The following is a 15611-nucleotide window of genomic DNA, read 5'->3' on the forward strand; positions in this document are numbered from 1 at the left end:
GCGCCAGTGTACTCATCCGCCGGTGGTCAATCGCCTGCATGACGCACATTCTGACATTTTATCCACCACCACAGCCTGCCCGCCTTCAGCCCGTGACTAAGCTTTGAAAAACTTCAACGACCTGCGCGCGGAACCGTGACATGAACAACGCTGTAACGCTTTACACCTGGGAAGGCATCAACCGCAAAGGCCGCAAGGTGTCCGGCCAAAGCACCGGACGCAGCCCTGCCGTGGTCAAGGCGCAACTGCGCCAACAAGGCATCCGCCCCGGCCGTGTGCGCAAGTCAATTCCACGGCTGCCAGGCCTTGCCGCGCCGATCAAAGCCGCCGACATAACCTTGTTCACCCGCCAGTTGGCCACGTTGCTGAAGGCCGGCATTCCCCTGCTGCAAGCCTTCGATCTGATCAGCGAAGGTGTCGAGAAGCCGCCTGTGGGTGAACTGCTGCAAAGCCTGAGACAACAGGTCGCCGCCGGCACCACCCTGACTGAAGCGTTACGCAGTCAACCGCGTTATTTCGATGAGCTGTACTGCCATTTGGTAGCGGCCGGCGAACAGGCCGGCGCGCTTGAGACGCTGCTGGAGCGCCTGGCGGTTCATCGCGAAAAGAGCGAACAGCTCAAAGCCAGGATCAAAAAAGCCATGACCTACCCCATCGCGGTCGTGATCGTGGCCGGGCTTGTCACTGGCGTGCTGCTGGTGCATGTGGTGCCGCAGTTCCAGAGCCTGTTCGCCGGAGTGAACGGTAAGCTGCCGGGCTTCACCCTCGCAGTTATCGCTCTGTCGGAGTTCATGCAACATGCCTGGTGGATCGTCGCGCTGGGGCTTGGTGTGGGGGTTATTGGCCTGCGTCAGGCCTGTCGAAAATCGCCAATCTTTCGCCATTGGCTGGACGCCGGTTTGTTGAAAGCACCGCTGGCAGGCAAACTGCTGCAAAAATCAGCCGTGGCCCGCTACGCCCGTACGCTTTCTACCACCTTCGCGGCCGGGGTGCCGCTGGTGCAGGCCCTGGATTCAGTGGCAGGCGCCGCGGGCTCCGCCCCCTACAAACAGGCAATCGAGCATATGCGTCGCGATGTATCCACAGGTATGCCGTTGAATCACGCCATGGCCACCAGTGGTCTGTTTCCAGGGATGGCGATTCAGATGACGGCAATCGGCGAAGAATCCGGCACGCTGGACTTCATGCTGGAAAAAGTCGCCAGCCACTACGAAACCGAAGTGGATAACCAGGTCGATCACCTCACCAGCCTGATGGAGCCGCTGATCATGGTCGTGCTGGGAGGCATCGTCGGGTCGTTGGTCATTGCCATGTACTTACCCATCTTCCAACTGGGGAGCGCATTTTGATCCTACTGCTGAATGAATCCCCATGGGCCTTTGTCGCCCTGGCTTCGGTGCTGGGGCTGATCGTGGGCAGTTTCCTCAATGTGCTGGTGTGGCGCCTGCCGAAGATGCTTGCACGGGAGTGGCGTGCCCAGGCCCATGAAGTACTTGGCTTACCGGCCGAACCCGTCGGGCCGACCTACAACCTGATGCGCCCAAATTCCTGCTGCCCTCAGTGCGATCATGGGATCCGCCCCTGGGAAAATATTCCGCTGCTCAGCTATCTGGTCCTCAAGGGCCGCTGCGCTCACTGCAAGGCAAGGATCAGCCTGCGCTACCCATTCACCGAACTTGCCTGCGGATTGTTGTCGGCGATCGTGGCCTGGCACTTCGGCGTTGGTTGGCAAGCCGGGGCAGTATTGCTGCTGACTTGGGGCTTGCTGGCGATGAGCCTGATCGACGCCGACCACCAGTTACTGCCGGATGTGCTGGTACTGCCGCTTATGTGGCTGGGTCTGATCGTCAACAGCTTTGCACTGCTGGTGCCGTTGCCCGACGCCGTATGGGGAGCGGTGGCCGGATACATGAGCCTATGGTCGGTGTTCTGGCTGTTCAAGTTGGTCACTGGCAAGGACGGCATGGGCTACGGCGACTTCAAACTCCTGGCCCTGCTCGGGGCCTGGGGCGGTTGGCAGATCGTGCCGATGACCCTCTTGATGGCGTCACTGGTTGGGGTATTTGCCGGGTTGATACTGATGCGCGTGCGCAAGGCCCAGGTGTCCACGCCAATGCCATTTGGGCCCTATCTGGCGATTGCCGGCTGGATTGCATTGCTCTGGGGTGGTCAAATAACCGACTTCTATTTGCAGTCTGTCGGTTTCCAATGAGCACTTCTTCTGTTCCAACCCCGTGGATACTCGGCCTGACCGGCGGCATCGGCAGTGGCAAAAGCGCGGCAGCCCAACACTTTATCGATCTCGGAATCGATGCGGTGGACGCCGACCACGCCGCACGCTGGGTGGTCGAGCCAGGCCGTCCCGCGCTGGCGCGCATCGCCGAACACTTTGGCGATCGCGTGCTGTTGCCCGACGGCCAATTGGACCGTAGCGCACTGCGCAAACTGATCTTTGAAGTGCCCGAGGAACGCCGCTGGCTTGAAGCGCTGTTGCATCCTTTGATTGCCGAAGAAATTCGCAGCCACCTGGCACGGGCGCGCTCGCCTTACGCGATTCTGGTGTCACCGCTGCTGATCGAGTCTGGTCAGTACAGCATGACCCAACGCATTCTGGTGATCGACGTGCCGCAATCGCTGCAGATTGAGCGTACCCTGCAGCGCGACGGCATCAGCGAGCAGCAGGTGCAGGCCATTCTCAAGGCCCAATCCAGCCGCGAAGACCGCCTGAACCATGCCGACGACGTACTGGTCAATGACAGAGACCTCGCCTGGCTGCACAGCGAAGTCGAGCGACTGCACCACTTTTACCTTACTTTGCGTGGAGGCCGATCATGAGCCAACCCTTGACCGTCGACTGCCCAACCTGCGGCGCACCCGTGGAATGGAAAGCGACCAACCCCAACCGGCCATTCTGCTCGGACCGTTGCAAATTGATCGACCTGGGGGCCTGGGCCGCCGAAGAACACAAGATCCCCGTGGCCCCGGATGCCGAAGACGAACTGTTCTCCGAAGACCTCCCACCCCGCCACTAAGGGCGCATAAAGGCGTATTCCTGCTGGTCGTCGAGGTTTTCTGCCAGGTACTGCAGCTCGTCGGCCAGGTCTTCGAAACTGCGCACGCCCTTGCTTTGCTGCACGACGGCGCTCAGCATGGCACGCAGGGTCAGGCCCGGATCGAAACCGATCTCCTGTGCCGCGTCCTGGCTTCTGCGAAGTTCCTGCCGTGCCCACTCATACACACTCATGATCCGCACTCCTGGAAAATTTCCCAGAGCATGGGCCTGCCGTGACACAGGGTGTTTGATTTGGATCAACGCAGCGAATCGTCGTCCTTCCAGGGCGCCGAGAGGTAGCGTGTGCGATTGAAGGTTTCCAGCCATTCCGGACAAAACACCACCAGAGCGCTGATCACCGTGCCATTGATAAAGGCTTCGGGGAAGATGATCAGCCACAGGTAACCGATGAAGTCTTCCAACCATTCCGGCATGGCGAAAAGACCGTCGAACCACAACAGTCCCAGCCCCAGTAGTAGGCACGCCAATGCCGCCAGCGCTGCTGCCAGAAACCCTGAACAGAAGATATACACAAACGGATTGCGCGGCTGCGCGCGCTCTACCCGCAGTGCGACGCCTTCCGTGATCAGTACCGGCAGCACAATCAACAAAAGACCATTGATGCCGATGGCGGCCAGGTCTTGACGGCCCAGCATCATCAGACCCAGTTGTGCGACAAAACCACCGACAATCGCCAGCGGCCAGTCCAGCAGCAGGGTTACGGCTGTCATGCCAATGAAGTGATAGGAAACGCCGGTATCGAAATCGCGCCGGACCAACCACAGCATAAACAGCGCAAACACGGTGCCGAACAGCAAATGCTGGCGCCGTCGGTCGGCAAACAACTCAACCCACGGCGAACGCAGCACCGCCCACGCCAGCACCGGCGCATACAGCAGCCAGCCGATGCCGAGGGTGGGCGCTGTCAGCACGCCGGCGCTGATCACGGTTTCACCTGCTCCAGGGCCTGGCGCAGTTCAGCCGCGGAGCCGTATTCATGCTGCGCAATCAACTTGCCGCTCTCCAATTGCAGCCACAGCACTTTGTCCACAGCTCCCGGGTAGCGCGGCGCGATGCGCGCATCCCGGTCCAGCATGACCCGGTAGCTGTACGACTGCATGGCAGGTACCGCGAACAGTCTGGCGACCAATCGCGGCATGCGCTGAATGTCGGCGACAAATACCCCGTGACGGGCCTCCAGATAGCCCTTGGGCTGACCTTGCAGCGCGCCGTCGACGATTTTGGCGGCGTCCATGCTGCGGGCCACCAACAAGATTTGCGCCTGGTCATCCAGGGTATAGGCCTGATCGAACTGATCCAGCAGTGTCCAGGGCGCGAGGCGCTCGCCGACTTCGACGGCCTGGGCCCATAACGGCAAAAGACCCAGGAACAGCACTACGAATAACTTCACTGCGCACTCCTCATGCTCGCTTGATCGATAGAGCCGCCAGTCTACACCGACCTTTCGCACCGGGACTTCCTGTGGTCATCATTTGAACGCTAAGCTGCAAGCATGGATGACTCAGATTACTTGCGCCTGCTCACCGTAGCGGCCGAACAAGCCAATGCTTTCCTGTCCAATGCCCGCAAATGGGAGCGTGAGCGTTGGGTGTGCCAGCGCCTGTTGCAAGGCCTGAATGTGCCCTATCGCGCCGAAGAGTTCCACGCCGCCGGCCAAGAGCCGCCGGACGTGCTGTTTCGCGATGCGAGCTTCGAAGTGTTCTTCGTACTGGACGAGGGGCGGCGCCTGAACGACGAATGGCGCGATGAGTTACTGCGTCGACGCAGCGCGTTTTCCCTGAGCCAACTGGTGCGCCGCGAAGCCAAGCCACGGCGCATCCCCGCCCATGAGTTCCTGCTGCGCCTGGCGCCGACGCTGCGCAAAAAGGCGCATAACTACAAAGAGCGCGGGATGGATTTGGGCGAATTGGATATCGTCGCCTTCGCCAGTCTCAAGCGCGAAGTGCTCGACCTTAACAGTCACTTCCCTCCGCCGACCGAATACCTGCGCCAAGGCTGGCGCTCGCTGTCGCTGGTGGGGCCGACCTTTGCCCGAGTGCTGTTCGCGCACCCCGATGCGCCGGATTTCTTGCGCAACAATCTGGGCCGCAGCATAGTGTTCGACGTGGGCATCAGCCTCTGATCCCCGCCCTGTAACGTGGCGCCCCTTTGCAACGTCTACCTGACGAGGCCTTTATGACCAGCCGCCTGAAACCCGAAGACCAACAACGTGTCGAAGAATACCTGCAACTCTCCCAACACAGAGTCGAGCGCAAGCCTTTCAGGCCCTGGCTGCTCCTCTGTGTGGTGCTGGTCGCAGTGATCGGGCTCGGGCTGCTGAGCCGTCTTTTGAGTTACCTGACGCTATGAGCTGCCTGGCGCTCGCGGGGGTAACCGCACCGATTTCTTTTAGCCTTGCGAGATATCCCCATGACCCATCGTATTATTATCGTCGGCGGCGGCGCCGGCGGCCTGGAGTTGGCTACCCGCCTGGGTAAGACTCTGGGCAAGCGCGGTACCGCCAACATCACGTTGGTCGATACCAACCTGACCCATATCTGGAAACCCCTGCTGCATGAAGTGGCTGCCGGTTCTCTGAACTCTTCGGAAGATGAACTCAATTATGTCGCCCAGGCGAAATGGAACCACTTCGAGTTCCAGCTGGGGCGCATGAGCGGGCTCGACCGTGAGCAGCAGAAAATCCAACTGGCCGCCACCCTCGACGAAGAAGGCCGCGAATTGGTCCCTGCGCGCGTATTGGGCTATGACAGCCTGGTGATCGCCGTCGGCAGCACCACCAACGATTTCGGCACCGAAGGCGCGGCGCAACACTGCCTGTTCCTCGATACCCGCAAACAGGCCGAGCGCTTTCACCAACAATTGCTCAACCACTACCTGCGCGCCCATGCCGGGCAGACCGATGTGGTGGAAAAAATCAGCGTCGCCATCGTCGGCGCCGGTGCGACCGGTGTAGAGCTGGCCGCAGAACTGCATAACGCCGCCCATGAACTGGCGGCCTATGGCCTGGACCGGATCAAGCCAGAGAACATGCACATCACGTTGATCGAAGCCGGTCCACGAGTACTGCCCGCCCTGCCGGAGCGCATTGGCGGCCCGGTACATAAAACCCTGGAAAAACTGGGAGTGACGGTGCTCACGAATTCGGCGGTCAGCGAAGTAACGGCTGATGCGCTGATCACCAGCAGCGGCCAGGTGATTCCGGCCAGCCTGAAGGTGTGGGCTGCCGGGATTCGCGCGCCGGGCTTCCTCAAGAACATCGACGGCCTGGAAACCAATCGCATCAATCAACTCCAAGTGCTGCCGACGCTGCAAACCACCCGCGACGAAAACATTTTCGCTTTTGGCGATTGCGCGGCCTGCCCGCAGCCGGGCACTGACCGTAACGTCCCGCCACGGGCCCAGGCCGCGCATCAGCAAGCGTCGCTGTTGGCCAAATCCCTCAAGCTTCGGATCGAAGGCAAACAATTGCCGACGTACAAGTACACCGACTACGGCTCGCTGATCTCGCTGTCGCGATTCTCGGCGGTGGGTAACCTGATGGGTAACCTGACTGGCAGTGTGATGCTGGAGGGTTGGCTGGCGCGGATGTTCTATGTATCGCTCTACCGTATGCACCAGATGGCGCTGTACGGCGTGTTCCGCACGGCAATGCTGATGTTGGGCAGCAGGATCGGACGTGGGACGGAGCCGAGGCTCAAGTTGCACTGACAGTAAGGCCAGAGGGGGCTTGCTCGATATGAGAGCAAGCCCCCTCTTCACATGTGACCAGCCAAACTTTTGAGTTTTTGCGCGCACAAAAAAAATCCCCGTATCTTTCGATACGAGGATTTTTAATATGGTCGGGGTAGGGGGATTCGAACTCCCGACATCCTGCTCCCAAAGCAGGCGCGCTACCGGACTGCGCTATACCCCGGTAATAAAAAGGCGACCTTTCAGTCGCCTTATTCGATCAGTGCTTTTGGCCTCTGATCTTAAGATCTGATCCCAGCGTTAACTGGTTTCAAAAATGGTGGGTCGTGTGGGATTCGAACCTACGACCAATTGGTTAAAAGCCAACTGCTCTACCAACTGAGCTAACGACCCAAATATGGTCGGGGTAGGGGGATTCGAACTCCCGACATCCTGCTCCCAAAGCAGGCGCGCTACCGGACTGCGCTATACCCCGATTTGAAATTGGCTCCGTGACCAGGACTCGAACCTGGGACCCAATGATTAACAGTCATTTGCTCTACCGACTGAGCTATCACGGAACTTAGCATTTCAAACGTACAACTTACTGCTTTTTACTTCCTCTTCGACGTTTACGTATCGCTACGTTCGTGTCTCTGAGGCGCGCTATTCTACAATCTTAAAAACCCCTGTCAACCCTTTAAATTGCTTTTAAGACAATGATTTGCGCTTGTTTCTGATTTCTTCTTGGGGAGAAGAAACCCGTGGGTTGACGTTGCTGCGGGGCGCACTTTACAAGCCTTTGCCTTACAGTTCAACGCCCTAGCGAAAAAAAAGGCCCCGCAATGCGGGGCCTTCTCTTATCAACCGGCGGTCAGGCCTCAGTGGAAGACGATTTCGTCGTTTTCCACGCTGGCTGTGACGCTGGTTCCCGGCATAAAACTGCCCGAGAGGATCAACTGCGCCAGCGGGTTTTCGATCCAGCGCTGGATCGCACGTTTCAGAGGTCGTGCGCCATACACCGGGTCGTAACCTACCGCGATCAGCTTGTCCAACGCTTCGCTGCTCAGTTCCAGCGACAGCTCGCGTTCGGCCAGACGACCACGCAGGCGGCCCAACTGGATCTCGGTGATGCCGGCGATCTGATCCCGCGCCAATGGCTCGAAGATCACCACTTCATCGACCCGGTTGATAAATTCCGGGCGGAAGTGCGAAGTCAACGCGTCCATCACCGCTGCGCGCTGGGCCTCACGATCCCCTACCAACTCTTGGATCTGCGTCGAGCCAAGGTTGGAGGTCATCACGATGACCGTGTTGCGGAAGTCCACCGTACGCCCGTGACTGTCGGTCAGACGGCCATCCTCCAGCACTTGCAGCAGGATGTTGAACACATCCGGGTGGGCCTTCTCGACTTCATCCAGCAGGATGACCGAGTAAGGTTTGCGCCGCACAGCTTCGGTCAGGTAGCCGCCCTCCTCGTAGCCCACATAGCCTGGTGGCGCACCGATCAAGCGAGCGACCGAGTGTTTCTCCATGAATTCGGACATATCGATCCGCACCATGGCCTCTTCAGTATCGAAGAGGAACTCAGCCAGGGCCTTGCACAGTTCGGTCTTACCCACACCGGTCGGGCCGAGGAACATGAACGATCCACTTGGACGGTTCGGGTCGGACAACCCTGCACGGGAACGCCGCACCGCGTTGGATACCGCCACGACGGCCTCTTCCTGACCAATAACGCGCTGATGCAACAGACTTTCCATTTTCATCAGCTTGTCGCGTTCGCCTTCCAGCATCTTCGATACAGGAATGCCGGTCCACTTGGAGACAACCTCGGCAATTTCTTCCTCGGTCACCTTGCTGCGTAGCAACTGGTTCTCGCTATGGCCATGCTGGTCGACCATCTGCAGACTGCGCTCCAGATCGGGAATCACCCCGTACTGCAACTCGGCCATACGGTTCAGGTCACCTTTACGACGTGCGGCCTCCAGCTCCTGACGAGACTGCTCGATTTTTTGCTGGATCTGAGCAGAACCCTGCACTTCGGCTTTCTCCGAGGTCCAGATTTCTTCGAGGTCGGAGTACTCACGCTCCAGGCGCTGAATTTCCTCTTGGAGTTTTTCCAAGCGTTTCTTCGCCGCGTCGTCCTCTTCTTTCTTGAGGGCCTGGGATTCCACCTTCAGTTGGATCAAGCGCCGATCCAAACGATCGAGTACTTCCGGCTTGGAGTCGATTTCCATACGGATACGGCTCGCCGCTTCGTCGATCAGGTCAATCGCCTTGTCGGGCAACTGGCGGTCGGTGATATAGCGATGGCTCAATTTGGCCGCCGCAATGATCGCCCCGTCAGTAATCGCCACCTTGTGGTGAACCTCATAACGCTCTTTGAGGCCACGCAGGATTGCGATGGTGTCCTCTTCGCTCGGTTCTTCCACCAGCACTTTTTGGAAGCGCCGCTCAAGCGCCGCGTCCTTTTCGATGTACTGACGGTATTCGTTAAGCGTCGTGGCGCCCACGCAATGCAGCTCACCGCGAGCCAGCGCCGGCTTGAGCATGTTGCCCGCATCCATGGAGCCTTCGCCTTTACCGGCGCCGACCATGGTGTGCAGTTCGTCGATAAACAGAATGATCTGTCCTTCCTGCTTGGACAGCTCGTTCAGCAGAGCTTTGAGGCGTTCTTCGAACTCACCGCGGAACTTGGCACCGGCGATCAGCGCCCCCATGTCCAGAGACAACAGACGCTTGCCTTTGAGGCCATCCGGCACTTCACCATTAATGATGCGCTGGGCCAGCCCCTCGGCGATCGCGGTTTTACCTACGCCAGGCTCACCGATCAGCACCGGGTTGTTTTTGGTGCGACGCTGCAGCACCTGGATGGTGCGACGAATTTCATCGTCACGACCGATCACTGGGTCGAGCTTGCCGTCTTCGGCGCGCTTGGTCAGGTCGACGGTGTATTTGTCCAGGGCTTGGCGCGACTCCTCATGATTAGGGTCGTTCACCGCATCGCCACCGCGCAGGTTGTTGATGGCATTTTCCAGGGCTTTCTTACTGACGCCCTGCCCCAGCAACAACTTGCCCAGTTTGCTGTTCTCGTCCATGGCGGCGAGCAGCACCAGTTCGCTGGAGATGAACTGGTCACCTTTTTGTTGAGCCAGACGATCGGCCTGGTTCAACAAGCGCGCCAGATCCTGGGACATATTTACGTCGCCAGTGGGGTTTTGGATTTTCGGCAGTTGGTCGAGCTCTTTGCTCAACTCCTTGCGCAGGCTGTTGACGTCAAAGCCCACCTGCATCAACAAGGGTTTGATGGAACCACCTTGCTGCTCCAGGAGCGCCTGCATCAAGTGCGCAGGCTCAATGGCCGGGTGGTCGAGGCCCACCGCCAAGGATTGAGAGTCCGATAAGGCCAACTGCAATTTGCTGGTTAAACGATCAATACGCATTAGTCACCTTCCTTTTGAGCAGGCCGGATCTATAAACACATCCTGAATGAAGAAACCTGCCAGATACCCTTATAGATGTGGTCGATTCTGGGAGATTCAAGCAACAAACAGTTGACGCAGATCAGAAGAGTCTAGCGCTCAAGCCAGATAAGGGAGGCGAATCGTCCGGTGCGAGGACTGCGACGATAAGAAAAGAAACGCGGATCGGTCACGGTGCACAAACCACCACCATAGACCGCCGTGATACCGCGCGCAGCGAGGCGCAGGCGCGCGAGTTGATAGATGTCGGCCATGAACTTGCCAGGATTACGGCTCGGCCCGAACGCTTGGGCAGTCGCCGGCAGTTGCTGCATGAACACTTCACGCACTTCCGGACCGACCTCAAAGGCTTGGGGCCCAATCGCCGGGCCCAGCCAGACCAATACGTCGTCAGGCTCGGCGGCCAGGCTATCGACCGTCGCCTCCAGTACGCCGGCCGCCAACCCCCGCCAACCGGCGTGGGCGGCTGCCACGCGGGTGCCGGCGCGGTTGCAGAACAGCGCCGGCAGACAATCGGCAGTCATGGCTGTGCAGGCGATACCCGGCGTGTCGGTCCAGCAGCCATCGGCTTCGAGGGTGCGACCGGGGTCGGCCTTGACGACATTCACGCCATGGACCTGCCGTAGCCAGGTTGGCTGGATATCGAAGGTTTGGGAAAGTCGATGGCGATTTTCCAGGACTGCCTCAAGGCTGTCCTCGACATGATCGCCCAGGTTGAGGCTGTCGAACGGCGCCAGACTGACGCCGCCCGCACGGGTGGTGACGCAGGCCTTGACCTGAGCCGGCGCGGGCCAGTCAGGAATCAGCCAGTCATTCATCCGATAAACGCCTCGCGGTCCTGTTTGAGCAACGACAGCAACCACACCAGGTCGTCCGGCAGCGGCGATTCCCAGCTCATGCGCTTACCGCTCGTCGGATGATCCAACTCAAGGAAGCGCGCGTGCAGGGCCTGACGCGGAAAGGATTTCAGCGATTCCACCATGGTCGCACTGGCGGCCGGCGGAATGCGGAAACGACCGCCGTAGGCCGGATCGCCGACCAACGGGAAGTTGATATGGGCCATGTGCACGCGAATCTGGTGGGTACGACCGGTTTCCAGCTTGACTCGCACATGGGTGTGGGACCGGAAACGCTCCAGGACTCGATAGTGGCTCACGGCCTGCTTGCCGCCTTCCATCACCGCCATACGCTGGCGCTGCTGGCCGTGGCGACCGATAGGGGCGTTGATCTTGCCACCGGCCACCACCACGCCGATCACGATGCACTCGTAGATCCGGCTGACGCTGCGGCTTTGCAACTGGGTGACCAGTTGGGTCTGGGCCTGAATGGTCTTGGCGACCACCATCAGACCGGTGGTGTCCTTGTCCAGTCGGTGCACGATGCCGCAACGCGGCACATTGATGATGTCCGGTACGTGGTGCAACAGGGCGTTGAGCAAAGTGCCATCAGCGTGCCCGGCAGCCGGGTGCACCACCAGGCCTGCAGGTTTGTTGATGACCAGGATGTCGTCGTCTTCATAGACGATATCCAGCTCGATGTCCTGGGCGACCCACTCTCCCTGGGCTTCCTGCTCGGCAGTCAGCTCAAGAATCGCACCGCCATGGACTATGTCTCGCGGGCGGATAACCGCTCCATCCACAGTCAGGCGGCCGTCTTTGATCCAGGCGGAAAGGCGCGAGCGCGAGTGCTCAGCGAATAATTGTGCGGCGACTTGATCGAGGCGTTGGCCGCCCAATTCGGACGGCACCTCTGCGCGAAGTTCAATTTTATCGGACATGCTCAGACTAGGCGTGGCACAGCCTTTGGTTTCGGCTGCGCGCTTGTGGTTAAATACGGCGTCTTTTGCCCCGAGGCTTTCAACGGGGCGCTCATCATAACAGGACGGCCCCGCCCAAGACAGCGGCCGTCATAGGGACGCAAGCCGCCATGCAAGTGAAACACCTGCTGCTGATCGCCATCCTCGCCATGACTGCTGCTTGCTCGTCAACAAAGGAAGTCGTCGACGAAAACCTGAGCGAAGTCGAGCTGTACCAACAGGCTCAGAAAGACTTGGACAATAATAGCTACACCAGCGCCACAGCCAAGCTGAAGGCACTGGAGTCACGCTATCCGTTCGGTCGCTACGCTGACCAGGCCCAACTAGAGCTGATCTACGCCAACTACAAGAACGCCGAGCCGGAAGCCGCCAAGTCCGCCGCCGAGCGTTTCATCCGCCTGCACCCGCAGCACCCGAACGTGGACTACGCCTACTATATGAAGGGCCTGACCTCGTTCGACCAGGACGTTGGCCTGCTGGCGCGCTTCCTGCCGCTGGACATGACCAAGCGCGACCCGGGAGCGGCCCGCGACTCCTATAACGAGTTCGCCCAGCTCACCAGCCGCTATCCCAACAGCCGCTACGCGCCGGACGCCAAGCAGCGCATGATCTACCTGCGCAACCTGCTGGCTTCCTACGAGATCCACGTCGCGCACTACTACCTGACCCGTCAGGCCTACGTCGCCGCCGCCAACCGTGGCCGCTACGTGGTGGAGAACTTCCAGGAAACCCCATCCGTGGGTGATGGCCTGGCCGTAATGACCGAGGCTTATCAGCGCCTGCACTTGGACGAACTGGCTACTACTAGCCTGGAAACCCTCAAACTCAACTATCCCGATCATCCAAGCCTAAAAGACGGCCAGTTCGTGCCTCAGGTTGCCGAAGCGGACAACCGCTCCTGGCTGAGCAAGTACACCTTGGGCCTGATCGAATCCCGTCCACCGCTGCCGCCGGGCGAAACCCGCGCCAACCAGGACGTGATCAAGCAATTCCAGGACGCCAAGGACGCTATTCCTTCCGACCTCAAGCCGCACGACGAAAACGGCGACGTGATCGAAGAGGAAGAACCGCAAGCCCTGGGCAATAATCAGGACCGCTCGTGGTTCAGCTACATGACTTTTGGCATATTCGACTGATCAGTCCATGTAACACCTAAAAGGGAGCCTCCACAGGCTCCCTTTTTCATGGGCAGCATTATTGCTCTGTGCGCCTGCCACGTCCTTGGCTAAACTGGCCCATTCCTTGTCGAGAAACTGCCCATCATGCTACGTCTTTTGTTCTGGATAGCCGTTATTGCCGCCGCGGTATGGTTCTGGCGCAAGTTCAAAAGCCCGGCCACCAAGCAGCAGCGCGCCAACGAGCCCGATGCCGCGCTGATGGTGCGCTGCGCTCACTGCGGCGTGCACCTGCCGCAGGATCGCGCCTTGCGGCTGCGCCAGGAGTGGTATTGCACCCAGGCGCATTTGGAGCAGGGGCCAAAGTCTATCCAGCGTTGATTCGACCTTCTGGCGCATAAGGCGCCGGGTCAATAATCGGCTTATTGCCTAGCAGCAGGTCGGCGAACAGCTGACAGGACGCTGGCGCCAAGACCAGACCGTTGCGGTAATGCCCGCAGTTGAGCCATAAACCTTTGAACCCAGGCACCGGGCCTATATAGGGAATACCTTCCGGCGACCCCGGCCGCAAACCGGCCCAGTGCCCCACCACTTCAGCATGGGCCAGGGCAGGAATCAGCTCGACAGCAGAAGCCTTCAGGCTTTCCAATGCGGTCTCGGTGGGCGTTTTATCGAAGCCTTCGTGTTCCAGAGTGCTGCCGATCAGAATATGCCCGTCCCGTCGCGGAATCGCATAACGGCCCTTGGCGAGGACCATGCTCGACAGAAAGTTCGAATCACACTTGTAGAGAATCATCTGACCTTTGACCGGTTCCACCGGCAGCGATAAGCCGAGCGTACCGAGCAGATCACCGCTCCACGCCCCTGCCGCCAGCACCACCTGATTACCCAGGATCGGTCCTTCAGCCGTATTCACCCCCACCACACGGCCGTTCTCTACCGCAAACCCCGTCACCACACACTGCTCGCGAATCGTCACACCAGGCAATGCCAACAGCGCAGCCTTGAGGGATTTGACCAGGCGCGGGTTACGCACGTTGGCCACGTTGGCCATAAAGATCGCTTGCGAGTACCCACCCCCCAACACCGGAACAGCATCATGGGCGACTGATATATCCACTTTGCTCAAGGGGCGTCCCTCGCGGACAGCCCAGGCCAGCGCTTCGGGCTCATCGTCCAGATCCAACCAGTACAAACCAGTGGTATGCACCTGCGGGTCGACACCGGTGGTGACAAACAGGTGCTCGGCCAATTGCGGGTAAAAATCTTGGGACCAATGCGCCAACGCGGTGACCGCTGGACTATAGCGCCACGGATACAGCGGCGAAACGATACCCCCGCCAGCCCAGGACGACTCCTGCCCAACCCCGGCGCGCTCCAGCAGCACTACCGCCTGCCCTTGGGTCGCCAGGTTGAACGCCGTCAACAAGCCGATGACTCCGCCACCGACAATCACCACTTGCTCTTGCTTAGCCATCATTCGATCCAATCGATAAAAAGGAACAAGCGCCACCGACGCCCAGTGATCCAGCATTCGCATCATTGCCCCCAGCACGCCTGGCGTGACATCTCCGGCGCCGCGCCTGGATTGCTGCGTGCGCCGGTACTGGTCAGGCTGAACTCGCCACAGGCGTCGCCGTCCATGATCGAGCCAGCTACAGGCGTAGCCAGCAAACGGAAATCCTGAGGGTTCAATGCGACGGAGATTCTATAGCGATCATCGCCGGCACTGACGCCGCTTGCGTCAATAAAAGTACCGTTCTTCGCATAGAACCGCTCCAGGTGCTGCGCCTGCTCAGTCAATACGCCGACGATTTGTACGCGGTAGGCCTTTTTCACCTGCGCCGTATAACCGGGGTAAACGATCCCAGCCAGAAGAGCGATGATCACCACGCCGATCAGTAATTCCAACAGGGTAAAACCTCGGGTGTCCATGCCCATCTCATTGCTCCTATAGAAGTTGTCGCCATGACACTCGCCGAAATCGCGGGCCTCCCTCCCCGTCTACCCGGGCATATACGCTCTCCAGCACCGTGCGCGCCTGACCGCTCCAGCCGACTGCCGTCACTCGATACAGCGCGGCCGTTGTATTCGGCGGCAAGTGCGCGATCCCGCGCCCCATGCCTAGAAACTGAACGCCGTAAAGCCCACCTTTGAGGGCAACCCAGGACACCGCTGAAACCGGGTGGGTGCCTGCGGCGATCACCGAAAACGCCTCATCCGGTGGCGCACAGGTGGTGATTGACTGGCACTGCGGCAACGTCCCACCACTACGCCGCACGCTCCACTCTCCGAGTCTCAAACCGCTCTCGGCACTTTGCAGCGACTGATTGCGATGCCAAAAACTGGCGGCCATCTTTTGCTGGGCCACCACCCCTTGCATCGAGGACAGGCCAATCAGCGATAACAGCAGCAAAAACACCAGACTCAATAGCAGCGCCATGCCTGACTGC

18 protein-coding genes and 4 tRNA genes are annotated in these 15611 nt (G+C 59.5%); 9 read left to right on the forward strand and 13 right to left on the reverse strand.

The annotated features are described in order from the left end of the window. Positions 1-140 precede the first annotated feature (140 nt). The 4 genes from K1567_RS12245 to yacG are packed head-to-tail and all read left to right on the forward strand — an operon-like array spanning position 141 to position 3032. Positions 141-1349: a type II secretion system F family protein gene (locus K1567_RS12245; RefSeq protein WP_034095834.1), complete on the forward strand. Its 1209-nt coding sequence runs from the start codon at positions 141-143 to the stop codon at positions 1347-1349. Next, positions 1346-2212: an A24 family peptidase gene (locus K1567_RS12250; RefSeq protein WP_034095833.1), complete on the forward strand. Its 867-nt coding sequence runs from the start codon at positions 1346-1348 to the stop codon at positions 2210-2212. Before K1567_RS12245 ends, K1567_RS12250 begins: the two co-directional genes overlap by 4 nt. Beyond that, positions 2209-2835, forward strand: coding sequence for a dephospho-CoA kinase (gene coaE, locus K1567_RS12255; RefSeq protein ID WP_034111714.1), 627 nt, complete (start codon positions 2209-2211; stop codon positions 2833-2835). The genes K1567_RS12250 and coaE overlap by 4 nt, the downstream gene beginning before the upstream one ends. After that, on the forward strand, positions 2832-3032 hold the full coding sequence (gene yacG, locus K1567_RS12260) for a DNA gyrase inhibitor YacG (RefSeq protein ID WP_034095831.1): 201 nt from the start codon (positions 2832-2834) through the stop codon (positions 3030-3032). Before coaE ends, yacG begins: the two co-directional genes overlap by 4 nt. Here the strand turns inward: yacG and K1567_RS12265 are convergent. The 3 genes from K1567_RS12265 to K1567_RS12275 all read right to left on the reverse strand — a co-directional run bounded on the left by K1567_RS12265 (position 3029) and on the right by K1567_RS12275 (position 4463). After that, positions 3029-3244 carry a hypothetical protein gene (locus K1567_RS12265; protein ID WP_003171680.1) on the reverse strand — a complete coding sequence of 72 codons (216 nt, stop codon included), beginning with the start codon at positions 3242-3244 and terminating at the stop codon, positions 3029-3031. The two genes, yacG and K1567_RS12265, sit on opposite strands and share 4 nt — an antisense overlap. Before the next feature lie 65 nt (positions 3245-3309). Then, a complete protein-coding gene (locus K1567_RS12270) occupies positions 3310-3999 on the reverse strand; it encodes an energy-coupling factor ABC transporter permease (protein ID WP_034095830.1) in 690 nt (229 codons plus the stop codon). After that, complete coding sequence (locus K1567_RS12275) at positions 3996-4463, reverse strand: hypothetical protein (RefSeq protein ID WP_034095829.1); 468 nt, start codon at positions 4461-4463, stop codon at positions 3996-3998. Before K1567_RS12275 ends, K1567_RS12270 begins: the two co-directional genes overlap by 4 nt. 102 nt (positions 4464-4565) lie before the next feature. On the opposite strand from K1567_RS12275, the gene K1567_RS12280 reads away from it, so the two are divergent. From K1567_RS12280 to K1567_RS12290, 3 genes are read left to right on the forward strand one after another with little or no spacing between them, the layout of a single operon-like run. Continuing rightward, positions 4566-5195, forward strand: coding sequence for a DUF1780 domain-containing protein (locus K1567_RS12280; protein ID WP_017845475.1), 630 nt, complete (start codon positions 4566-4568; stop codon positions 5193-5195). Between the two features lie 53 nt (positions 5196-5248). Further along, positions 5249-5422: a DUF3094 family protein gene (locus tag K1567_RS12285; protein WP_034095827.1), complete on the forward strand. Its 174-nt coding sequence runs from the start codon at positions 5249-5251 to the stop codon at positions 5420-5422. 60 nt (positions 5423-5482) lie between these two features. Next, positions 5483-6781 carry an NAD(P)/FAD-dependent oxidoreductase gene (locus tag K1567_RS12290; RefSeq protein ID WP_220698533.1) on the forward strand — a complete coding sequence of 433 codons (1299 nt, stop codon included), beginning with the start codon at positions 5483-5485 and terminating at the stop codon, positions 6779-6781. A gap of 128 nt (positions 6782-6909) precedes the next feature. Here the strand turns inward: K1567_RS12290 and K1567_RS12295 are convergent. The 7 genes from K1567_RS12295 to rluD form a co-directional block, all read right to left on the reverse strand. Continuing rightward, positions 6910-6986, reverse strand: a tRNA-Pro gene (locus K1567_RS12295). A 94-nt stretch (positions 6987-7080) separates the two neighbouring features. Beyond that, positions 7081-7156, reverse strand: a tRNA-Lys gene (locus tag K1567_RS12300). Positions 7157-7161: 5 nt separating this feature from the next. Further along, positions 7162-7238 (reverse strand) — tRNA-Pro (locus K1567_RS12305). 9 nt (positions 7239-7247) lie between these two features. Continuing rightward, positions 7248-7323 (reverse strand) — tRNA-Asn (locus K1567_RS12310). A gap of 300 nt (positions 7324-7623) precedes the next feature. Next, a complete protein-coding gene (clpB, locus tag K1567_RS12315; protein ID WP_034095825.1) occupies positions 7624-10188 on the reverse strand; it encodes an ATP-dependent chaperone ClpB in 2565 nt (854 codons plus the stop codon). A 131-nt stretch (positions 10189-10319) separates the two neighbouring features. After that, positions 10320-11045 (reverse strand): peptidoglycan editing factor PgeF, encoded by a 726-nt coding sequence (gene pgeF, locus K1567_RS12320; protein WP_184336765.1) that lies wholly within the window; start codon positions 11043-11045, stop codon positions 10320-10322. Continuing rightward, on the reverse strand, positions 11042-12004 hold the full coding sequence (gene rluD, locus K1567_RS12325) for a 23S rRNA pseudouridine(1911/1915/1917) synthase RluD (protein ID WP_024073341.1): 963 nt from the start codon (positions 12002-12004) through the stop codon (positions 11042-11044). The genes pgeF and rluD overlap by 4 nt, the downstream gene beginning before the upstream one ends. A 149-nt stretch (positions 12005-12153) precedes the next feature. Here rluD and K1567_RS12330 point away from each other — a divergent pair, with 149 nt between their 5' ends. Next, complete coding sequence (locus tag K1567_RS12330; protein ID WP_034095823.1) at positions 12154-13179, forward strand: outer membrane protein assembly factor BamD; 1026 nt, start codon at positions 12154-12156, stop codon at positions 13177-13179. A 126-nt stretch (positions 13180-13305) separates the two neighbouring features. Beyond that, complete coding sequence (locus tag K1567_RS12335) at positions 13306-13539, forward strand: PP0621 family protein (RefSeq protein WP_034095822.1); 234 nt, start codon at positions 13306-13308, stop codon at positions 13537-13539. Here K1567_RS12335 and thiO read toward each other — a convergent pair. The 3 genes from thiO to K1567_RS12350 all read right to left on the reverse strand — a co-directional run bounded on the left by thiO (position 13526) and on the right by K1567_RS12350 (position 15601). Beyond that, positions 13526-14635, reverse strand: a complete 1110-nt coding sequence (gene thiO, locus K1567_RS12340) for a glycine oxidase ThiO (protein WP_034095821.1) — start codon at positions 14633-14635, stop codon at positions 13526-13528. The two genes, K1567_RS12335 and thiO, sit on opposite strands and share 14 nt — an antisense overlap. Before the next feature lie 62 nt (positions 14636-14697). Then, the gene (locus tag K1567_RS12345) at positions 14698-15099 is read right to left on the reverse strand and encodes a type IV pilin protein (protein WP_034095820.1); all 402 of its coding nucleotides are present in this window, start codon (positions 15097-15099) and stop codon (positions 14698-14700) included. A 10-nt stretch (positions 15100-15109) separates the two neighbouring features. After that, positions 15110-15601, reverse strand: coding sequence for a PilX N-terminal domain-containing pilus assembly protein (locus tag K1567_RS12350; RefSeq protein ID WP_047881671.1), 492 nt, complete (start codon positions 15599-15601; stop codon positions 15110-15112). Between the last annotated feature and the right edge of the window lie 10 nt (positions 15602-15611).

It is taken from the genome of Pseudomonas sp. S5F11, from assembly GCF_019641515.1.
In the GTDB taxonomy this organism is placed as follows: domain Bacteria; phylum Pseudomonadota; class Gammaproteobacteria; order Pseudomonadales; family Pseudomonadaceae; genus Aquipseudomonas; species Aquipseudomonas rhodesiae.